This is a genomic window from Pedobacter sp., from assembly GCF_045628745.1.
Classification (GTDB): domain Bacteria; phylum Bacteroidota; class Bacteroidia; order Sphingobacteriales; family Sphingobacteriaceae; genus Pedobacter.
Genome location: NZ_JAZQPU010000186.1, coordinates 1 through 8,529, shown reverse-complemented (window position 1 = coordinate 8,529; position 8,529 = coordinate 1). Strand labels below are relative to the sequence as shown.

10 protein-coding genes are annotated in these 8,529 nt (G+C 36.7%); 5 read left to right on the top strand and 5 right to left on the bottom strand.

Annotated features, from left to right (window positions below):
* Positions 1 to 365: chromate transporter (locus ACR2F7_RS07370; protein ID WP_432712939.1), on the bottom strand; the 365-nt coding region annotated here is incomplete at its 3' end.
* Between the two features lie 11 nt (positions 366 to 376).
* The gene (locus ACR2F7_RS07365) at positions 377 to 712 is read right to left on the bottom strand and encodes a tetratricopeptide repeat protein (RefSeq protein WP_432712938.1); all 336 of its coding nucleotides are present in this window, start codon (positions 710 to 712) and stop codon (positions 377 to 379) included.
* A gap of 46 nt (positions 713 to 758) precedes the next feature.
* Here ACR2F7_RS07365 and ACR2F7_RS07360 point away from each other — a divergent pair, with 46 nt between their 5' ends.
* From ACR2F7_RS07360 to ACR2F7_RS07340, 5 genes are all read left to right on the top strand, one after another.
* A complete protein-coding gene (locus ACR2F7_RS07360) occupies positions 759 to 1,496 on the top strand; it encodes an electron transfer flavoprotein subunit beta/FixA family protein (RefSeq protein ID WP_432712937.1) in 738 nt (245 codons plus the stop codon).
* A gap of 39 nt (positions 1,497 to 1,535) precedes the next feature.
* A complete protein-coding gene (locus ACR2F7_RS07355) occupies positions 1,536 to 2,507 on the top strand; it encodes an electron transfer flavoprotein subunit alpha/FixB family protein (protein ID WP_432712936.1) in 972 nt (323 codons plus the stop codon).
* Between the two features lie 40 nt (positions 2,508 to 2,547).
* A complete protein-coding gene (locus ACR2F7_RS07350; RefSeq protein ID WP_432712935.1) occupies positions 2,548 to 3,159 on the top strand; it encodes a bifunctional nuclease domain-containing protein in 612 nt (203 codons plus the stop codon).
* A 100-nt stretch (positions 3,160 to 3,259) separates the two neighbouring features.
* Positions 3,260 to 4,528: a nucleoside permease gene (locus ACR2F7_RS07345; protein WP_432712940.1), complete on the top strand. Its 1,269-nt coding sequence runs from the start codon at positions 3,260 to 3,262 to the stop codon at positions 4,526 to 4,528.
* A gap of 31 nt (positions 4,529 to 4,559) precedes the next feature.
* Positions 4,560 to 5,492 carry a DUF3667 domain-containing protein gene (locus tag ACR2F7_RS07340; RefSeq protein ID WP_432712934.1) on the top strand — a complete coding sequence of 311 codons (933 nt, stop codon included), beginning with the start codon at positions 4,560 to 4,562 and terminating at the stop codon, positions 5,490 to 5,492.
* Positions 5,493 to 5,694: 202 nt separating this feature from the next.
* On the opposite strand, the gene ACR2F7_RS07335 is transcribed toward ACR2F7_RS07340, so the two are convergent.
* The 3 genes from ACR2F7_RS07335 to ACR2F7_RS07325 all read right to left on the bottom strand — a co-directional run bounded on the left by ACR2F7_RS07335 (position 5,695) and on the right by ACR2F7_RS07325 (position 8,215).
* Positions 5,695 to 6,981 carry a citrate synthase gene (locus tag ACR2F7_RS07335; RefSeq protein WP_432712933.1) on the bottom strand — a complete coding sequence of 429 codons (1,287 nt, stop codon included), beginning with the start codon at positions 6,979 to 6,981 and terminating at the stop codon, positions 5,695 to 5,697.
* An 84-nt stretch (positions 6,982 to 7,065) separates the two neighbouring features.
* Entirely contained in the window at positions 7,066 to 7,590 is a 525-nt protein-coding gene (locus ACR2F7_RS07330; RefSeq protein WP_432712932.1) for a DUF3347 domain-containing protein, read from the bottom strand.
* Between the two features lie 94 nt (positions 7,591 to 7,684).
* Positions 7,685 to 8,215: a hypothetical protein gene (locus ACR2F7_RS07325; RefSeq protein WP_432712931.1), complete on the bottom strand. Its 531-nt coding sequence runs from the start codon at positions 8,213 to 8,215 to the stop codon at positions 7,685 to 7,687.
* Between the last annotated feature and the right edge of the window lie 314 nt (positions 8,216 to 8,529).

Sequence of the window (8,529 nt, the reverse complement as noted above, 5' to 3'; positions counted from 1 at the left end):
CCAAGGGCAATAGGTTGAATAAACTTCAACACTTCAGCAAATCTTTCCTGATGGTCAAACATAGCAAAACTAATAGCCGCAAAAGTCATGATGCCTGCTGAAGGTAAGATCCAGATCAGGAAGGTGATAATGGAAAGCTTTAACCCTCCTACCTTATAAGCAATACCTACAAGGGTTTGTGTAGAAGCTGGTCCAGGTAAAACCTGGGCCAGCGCATTCAACTCCAGCAAATCTGCTTCGGAGATAAACTTGTTATTCTTTACAAAATATTTGAGCAAAAGAGCAATATGTGCCTGAGCACCACCAAAGGCCGTCAGCGTAAACCATAGTACATTCCTCAGGAACAAGAGTTGTTTTCTTTTCAAAATATCAGGCATTAATCATCTTCGTAATCCAGGCCCATGGCACTATTGTAAGCACCCTGCAATTCTGAAAAAGCATGGTTGTCTCTTTTATTCCTTGCTACGGTCATTCCTTTTTGGTAAATTGCTACTGCCTTTTCCAATTCCTGGGTTTTTTCGTACAATTTACCTAAATGGTAATAGGTACCTACATAATCAGGATGGTCATTAATCAAAATGTTGTAATAATAAAAGGCTTGTTCAGTATCATTTATGCTGTTGTATTCTGTTGCCAGGGCATAAATTACGAAAGGATCGTTAGGATCACTTTTTAAAAATTCCAATAAGGAAATTAATCGGGTAGTTTGCATTATAAATCCCTGCTTTTTTAATTAGATTTGCAAAAAGACAATTTTTATGAAAATATTAGTTTGTATCAGTAATGTGCCCGACACGACAACAAAAATAACTTTTACTAACGATAATACACAATTCAATACAGCTGGAGTTCAATTTATTGTAAATCCATATGATGAGATTGCATTATCGAAAGCTATTGAACTGTGTGAAGGTGGAAAAGGAACAGTGACAGTATTGAATGTCGGTGAAAGCAGCACTGAGCCTACCATTAGGAAGGCTTTAGCCATTGGTGCTGATGAGGCGGTAAGAATCAATGCTGCCCCTAGAGATGCTTATTTTACTGCTTATCAAATAGCAGAATATGCAAAAAACAACGCCTTCGACATGATTTTATGTGGAAGAGAGTCTATAGATTATAATGGTGCGCAAGTTGCGGCGATGGTAGGCGAACTTTTGTCGATTCCTTCGATCTCTATCATTAAAAAATTGGATTATGATGGAACTACTGCTACCTTAGAACGTGAAATTGAAGGTGGTAAAGAAGTAGTTTCCGTAAATGGACTGTTTATTGCGAGCTGTGCTGAAGGTGTTGCCGAAGCTAAAATTCCAAATATGCGCGGTATCATGTCTGCAAGATCTAAGCCTTTGGCAGTTGTTGAAGCTGTTGCTGTAGATGAGGTAGCTAAAATAGTGAAGTTTGAAACTCCGGCACCAAGGGGAACAGTAAAATTGGTGCCTGCAGAAGATGCAGCTAAATTAATCGACTTGTTACATTCCGAAGCGAAGGTGATCTAAGGATCCCTATTTGCATATAAAATTATTTAAAAAGATATTATGTCAGTACTAGTCTATATAGAACAAGCCGAGGGCAAATTTAAGAAATCAGGATTTGAAGCCGTTTCTTATGCTAAAGCCATTGCAGATGCACAAGGAACTCATTTAACCGCTATTTCCATAGGTAATGTTGGTGAAGGTGACCTTAAAGAATTAGGTAAATATGGTGCTTCAAAAGTTTTAAACGTCTCTACAGATCAATTAAAAAGTTTTGTTAACCAGGCTTATGCTTCGGTAATTGTGGATGCTGCAACCAAAGAAAATGCAGACATTGTTGTTTTATCAAACTCTTTTTCTGGTAAAGGTTTAGCCCCACGTATTGCGGTAAAACTTAAAGCTGGCTTAATTGATGGTGCAGTAACGCTGCCACAATTGGAAGATGGAAAGTTTTCAGTTAAGAAAACAGCCTTCTCTGGAAAAGCTTTCGCCATCACTGAAATTACAGCGGCTAATAAAGTGATTGCTTTAAACCCAAATGCTTTTGGTGTTAAAGAATCACCTGTTGAAGTTGCTATTGAAGATTTTGCACCAGAAGTTAAAGCCACAGATTTTGCTGCTATTGTAAAAGAAATTGTAAGAGCAACAGATAAAGTTTCTTTGCCTGATGCAGAATTAGTTGTTTCTGCAGGTAGAGGATTAAAAGGCCCAGAAAACTGGGGAATGATTGAAGAGCTGGCAGAACTGCTAGGTGCAGCTACGGCTTGCTCTAAGCCAGTTTCTGATGCCGACTGGAGACCACACTCGGAACACGTAGGACAAACGGGTATTACAGTTAGTCCAAATTTGTATTTAGCGATCGGTATTTCTGGTGCTATTCAACATTTGGCAGGAATTAGCTCCTCAAAAGTTATTGTAGTCATCAACAAAGACCCTGAAGCACCTTTCTTTAAAGTTGCTGATTATGGTATTGTTGGCGATGCATTTGAAGTTGTACCCCAATTAATCGAAGCTTTAAAAGCACATAAAGGATAATGTTATAAGGCAGACTTCGGTCTGCCTTATATTCTTTAATATGAAAAAAGTAAAACTTGACATCGTAGGATTATCCTATAGCCAAACACAATCAGGTGCTTATGCACTGGTTTTAGGCGAAGTGAACGGCAGAAGACGCCTTCCTATCATCATAGGTGCGTTCGAAGCACAGGCAATAGCCATAGAAATTGAAAAAATGACACCAAGCAGGCCGCTTACCCATGACCTGTTTAAATCTTTCGCACAAGCTTATCAGATAGAAATACAAGAGGTGTTGATTTATAACCTTGTAGATGGTGTTTTCTTCGCGAAATTAATCTGTTCTGATGGCAAAAACACCAGGGAGATTGATGCAAGAACATCAGATGCCATCGCCTTAGCGGTTCGCTTTAAGGCTGCAATTTATACTTACGAATTCATCATTTCCTCTGCGGGCATCGTTATTGAAGGAAATGACTTGCTATTCCTTGAAAACATGGATACCATGGCCAAAGAGAAAGGATCTGAAGATATGAATACTTCTATTCCGGGTACAAATTATAAATCTTTATCGGTAGAAGAATTACATCAAAAACTTCAGGAAGCAATTGCTGAAGAAGCTTATGAAAAAGCAGCACGCATTAGGGATGAACTTAACAAAAGAAATTTATAGGCTCATCACATCATCACGCTTGTTTAACAGTACATTATATTTCCATACAATTTAATATTATACACAATTTTTTCTTTTCAAAGTTTAACTAACTATTATGATGAATGTTAAGGCTCGCTTAACTCTGATGAATTTTTTGCAATTTTTTATATGGGGTTCATGGCTTCTAACAATCGGCGTTTATTGGTTTCAAAACAAGCAATGGTCGGGTACTGAATTTGGTGTTATTTTTTCCACCATGGGTATTTCTTCTATCTTCATGCCGGCCATCATAGGCATCATTTCTGACCGTTTCATCAATGCAGAAAAACTTTATGGCATTTTACACATTTTAGCATCCCTTGTGCTATTCTGTTTACCCATGGTAGACAACCCTTCTACATTTTTCTGGGTAATCTTGCTCAACATGATTTTTTATATGCCTACCCTATCCTTATCCATTACGGTAGCCTATTCAGCATTAAAGAATGCAAATAAAGATGTTGTCATTGATTATCCGCCAATCAGAATTTGGGGTACCATTGGTTTTATTGCCGCTTTATGGGCAGTAAGTTTAACAGGTAATGAAGCCTCGGCAAACCAGTTCTATATCGCATCTGCCGTTTCGTTAATCCTAGGTATTTATTCATTTACCTTACCTAAATGTCCACCTCTGGCAAGTAAGGTTGAAGCGAAATCTTTTATTGACTCTTTAGGTTTAAGAGCATTTACTTTGTTAAAGCAAAAGAAATTTGCTGTTTTCTTTATATTTTCCATGTTGTTAGGTGCAGCTTTACAGCTTACAAACGCTTATGGAGATACTTTTTTACATGATTTTAAGAGTATTCCTGCTTTTAAGGACCTCCTTGCGGTAAAATATCCGGCCATTATCATGTCCATTTCCCAAATCTCAGAAACCTTATTTATTTTAGCCATTCCTTTCTTTTTAAAGAAGTTCGGTATTAAGTATGTGATGCTTTTCAGTATGTTAGCCTGGGTATTAAGGTTTGGCCTTTTTGCTTTTGGTGATCCTGCTGGTGGCCTTTGGATGATCGTCTTATCATGTATCATTTATGGTATGGCCTTCGATTTCTTCAATATCTCGGGTTCCTTATTTGTAGAAACACAGGTAGATGAAAAAATGCGCGGCAGTGCACAGGGCTTATTTATGATGATGGTGAATGGTTTTGGAGCTTTATTTGGCAGCTTTGCCAGTGGATTGATTATAGACCATTTCTTTACGTTTGCAGATCAAAGTAAAGACTGGACAAATATTTGGTTAACATTTGCTGCCTATACTTTGATATTGGCTATCGTGTTCCCATTTATTTTTAAATATAAACATAACCGTGCAGAAAAGACGGCTATTAAGGCAATGAGCCACTCGTAACTTCAATCTATATTAATCGCTTTCAACAAATATGTCGTCTCACAAGCATAGAAAAGATAAGAATTGTTTAAACTGTGGCCATACGGTTGAGGAATACTTTTGTACACACTGTGGACAGGAAAACCTGGAGTTAAAGGAAGACGCCTGGCATATGGTTATACATGCCATATCAGATTATTTCCACTTTGAATCTAAGTTTTTCGGCACCCTTAAACCGTTGCTTTTTCAACCGGGTACATTGACACAGAAATATGTAGCGGGAAAAAGAGTTTCTTTTATCAATCCCATTAGGTTGTACATTTTCGTCAGTATCGTTTTCTTTTTGGTCACGCTATCTTCAGGGAATCACACTGATGAAGGTGTTGTAGTTAAGGAGAATGGAAAAAGCAGGAAGGGCCTGAATATTAAGAGCAATCTAGCTGAGTCTTTAAATTTAGCAAAGGATACAACAATAGCAGCATACGAGACGAGACAAAAGTCTCTACCTAAGTCAGATAGAGACAATTTAGTAAAGCAATACATTAACAAGAAGTTTGTTAAATTATACAACTACCCCAATGCCTCGGAAAAGTTATTGGAAGAGTTTGTTCATAATATTCCAAAATTGATGTTTATCTTACTGCCTTTTTTTGCATTAATTTTGAAGCTGGTTTATTTCAAAAGGAAGAAGTTTTATTATGAGCACCTCATTTACTCTTTCCATGTCCATTCAGCTTTGTTTTTAAGTATTTTGCTGTTTATGTTCCTGAATTGGTTATTTGGGTTCTTTTATAATATCGAGGAAACCCTGGTCGGATTATGGACTGTTTATATCATCTGGTATATTTACCGATCGCTCAGGACTTTTTATGGCAGCAGCAGGTGGAAGACCGTATTTAAGCTATTCGCTTTGTATATATGTTATATCTTTGTTTTCGTAATATCCCTATTTTTGATCTTTGCGTTAACCGCAATCATGACATAATTTAAAGCTTATTGTCTATTTATACATTTTGACTACCTTATCAACGCGTTACAACTTAAAAGCTTACCCAGTTCAAAAGGCCTAAGAGCAACAGTCATTACAATTTTTATAACAACAATATAATGACCTTTTTATAATTCTCAGTAAAAATAAAAGCCCAAACATCTATAAAATGTTTGGGCTTTTTATTATGTAAAATATTCTATCTTTTTTCTAGCTCTACAAAATCTCTGTTGGTATGACCAACATAAATTTGACGAGGACGACCGATAGGTTCTTTATTTTCATGCATTTCTTTCCATTGTGCAATCCATCCTGGTAAACGACCAAGGGCGAACAATACAGTGAACATATCTGTAGGGAAACCTAATGCTCTATAAATGATGCCAGAATAAAAATCTACGTTAGGGTATAATTTACGTTCTACAAAGTAAGCATCGTTAAGTGCTGCTTCTTCTAATTTTTTAGCAATTTCTAAAACCGGATCATTGATACCTAATTTTTCTAAAATATCATCACAAGCTTTTTTAATGATTTTAGCTCTAGGATCGAAGTTTTTGTAAACCCTGTGTCCAAAGCCCATCATACGGAAAGGATCATTTTTGTCTTTAGCTTTGTTGATCCATTTTTCAGTATCACCACCATCTTCTTTTATGAGCTCCAGCATTTCAATTACCGCCTGGTTAGCTCCACCATGCAAAGGACCCCAAAGAGCGCTAATACCTGCAGAAACAGATGCATAAAGGTTACAATCTGAAGACCCAACCATTCTTACTGTTGATGCAGAACAATTTTGCTCATGATCAGCATGTAGAATCAATAAAGTATTCATTGCAGCAACAACAACAGGATCAATTTCCACTTCTTCTGTACGTTGACCAAAGATCATATTGATGAAATTGGTTACATAGTCGAATTTGTTTTTTGGATAGATCAGTGGATGACCTAAAGATTTTTTATAAATGAAAGAAACTATGGTTGGAAACTTAGCCAATAATTTAATCATTGTTTGATCCATTGTCTCAGGAGCTGAGTTAGCTACCAATGACTCAGGATAAAAAGTAGATAGAGAACATACCAAAGAAGCAAGTTGCGCCATTGGGTGAGATTTAGAAGGATAACCATCTAAAAATTTCTTCATGTCCTCATGAATAAGGGTATGGTTTCTTATTTGTCCCTGGAAACCATCTAATTGTTCTTTTGTTGGCAGATCACCATAAATTAATAAATAGGCGACTTCAAGAAAAGTAGATTTTTCTGCTAATTCTTCAATAGCATATCCGCGATATTTTAAAATTCCTTTTTCGCCATCGAGGAATGTTATAGCACTTTTAGTGGAACCTGTATTTTTGTACCCAAAATCAAGGGTAATGCAACCAGTTTGTTCCCTTAACTTTGAAATATCTATTGACTTTTCGCCTTCAGTACCCGTTATAATTGGGAATTCATATACTTTACCGTCAATCTTAATTTCTGCAATCTCTGACATATCTTTTAATTTATCTAACAAAAGTAACTAATCTATTTTATTTGTAGGTTAACAACTACATAAAGGTTTTAAGGAATATGCAGGTTATTTAATTTCTTGAACAACAGCCCCACATTCCATCATCTCATCACCGTAATAGGGGTTTCTAATCTCTTTATTAGAAGACAACCAATCACCACCGTCGCCATTGTTGGCCATTGGGCAGTGTTGAACATAAATAGTACCTGCTTGCAGGTCTGCATGTTTAAACATGGCGATAACATCTGAGCTTAAAGAAGTAAATTCTTCTCTTTGATCTTTCAGGGTTTTAGCCGTTGCTATTTTGTCGGCTACCAATGCTGTATTTTCACATCCATCATAAGTACTAAGTTTGGCAGACAACTCTTTAGCTACCTCACGGGCAGTTTTGTCGTCCGCGTTCACTAACGCATCTTTAAGCTTGATGTAACCTGCATAGATAGCCTGTACCGTTGGTTCTTTTAAGCTCACAGCCGTAATAGCCGTGGGTGCCGTAACCGCTGCACTGTCTGTACCCTTTGCAGAATCTTGTGTTGTATTTCCACAAGAAGCCAATGCAAATAGCAAGACAGCACCTATATATTTATTCATAAACTTTGTTTTTTGCTCAAATTAGCATTAAAATCTGAATAAATAAAAAAGCCCCTGAAAAAATCAGGGGCTCCAATAATTTGTGAGGTTAGTATTACAATTTAAACCCGTAAGCTAAACGTAAAGCCACATGACCTACATTTTTATCATAAATAGGGTTTGCATCTCTTGCACTTGAAATACCTTCATATTTAACGCCAAGGTCTAAACCACTGCTCCATGAGTAACCAATTGCTGGAGAATATAAAAATCCTGTTTTAGCTTGATCAGTAACACCAAAAGCAGCACCTACTTCTGCTAAACCATAAAGACCAGAACCTGATTGGTCAAAGAAAACTTTAACACCAGCTTTTACTGGGATATAGCCATAATCTTGTTTAAACTCTGGTGCATAGTCTTTAGAAAAGAAATGCGTATAACCAACTGTTACTGGAATTGACAATTGTTTAGAAACATCAAATTGCAAACGAGCATCAGCACCTAAAGTAAAGTTATACTGATCCGTTGTTGGAATACCTGCGTTGATACCTATGCCTAATTTTGGTCCTTGTGCATTAACATTTGTAGAGAAGAATAAAGCCACGGCAGCTACTGCAGAAGCCATAAATTTAGTAGTTGTTTTCATAATATACTTGAATTCGTTTAAATAATAGCAGAAATAAATCTGATACTTCTGCTTAAACAAAATGCATGCCACAGTTGGAAATCGTTTAACATAAGTTAAACAAAAGGTATTTTCCCAAGAAGCCCGTAATTAAGGAATTGGCTATTATACATTAAATTTGGTTTTGCACATGGCAATAACCTGTTCACTTATGGCTGTATCTTGTTCAACATCAAACCAATGAATCTTAACCCCATCTTTTTCCATTTTTCTAAAGAAGGTCATTTGTCTTTTTGCATACTGGCAAATCGCATTGAACAAAGTTTCCTTCAATA

Bases quoted from the DNA above. Each gene is read 5' to 3' on its own strand.
- ACR2F7_RS07325 (WP_432712931.1), bottom strand. From the start codon at position 8,215: ATGAAAACAACTACTAAATTTATGGCTTCTGCAGTAGCTGCCGTGGCT.
- ACR2F7_RS07355 (WP_432712936.1), top strand. From the start codon at position 1,536: ATGTCAGTACTAGTCTATATAGAACAAGCCGAGGGCAAATTTAAGAAA.
- ACR2F7_RS07330 (WP_432712932.1), bottom strand. From the start codon at position 7,590: ATGAATAAATATATAGGTGCTGTCTTGCTATTTGCATTGGCTTCTTGT.
- ACR2F7_RS07350 (WP_432712935.1), top strand. From the start codon at position 2,548: ATGAAAAAAGTAAAACTTGACATCGTAGGATTATCCTATAGCCAAACA.
- ACR2F7_RS07340 (WP_432712934.1), top strand. From the start codon at position 4,560: ATGTCGTCTCACAAGCATAGAAAAGATAAGAATTGTTTAAACTGTGGC.
- ACR2F7_RS07335 (WP_432712933.1), bottom strand. From the start codon at position 6,981: ATGTCAGAGATTGCAGAAATTAAGATTGACGGTAAAGTATATGAATTC.
- ACR2F7_RS07360 (WP_432712937.1), top strand. From the start codon at position 759: ATGAAAATATTAGTTTGTATCAGTAATGTGCCCGACACGACAACAAAA.
- ACR2F7_RS07345 (WP_432712940.1), top strand. From the start codon at position 3,260: ATGAATGTTAAGGCTCGCTTAACTCTGATGAATTTTTTGCAATTTTTT.
- ACR2F7_RS07365 (WP_432712938.1), bottom strand. From the start codon at position 712: ATGCAAACTACCCGATTAATTTCCTTATTGGAATTTTTAAAAAGTGAT.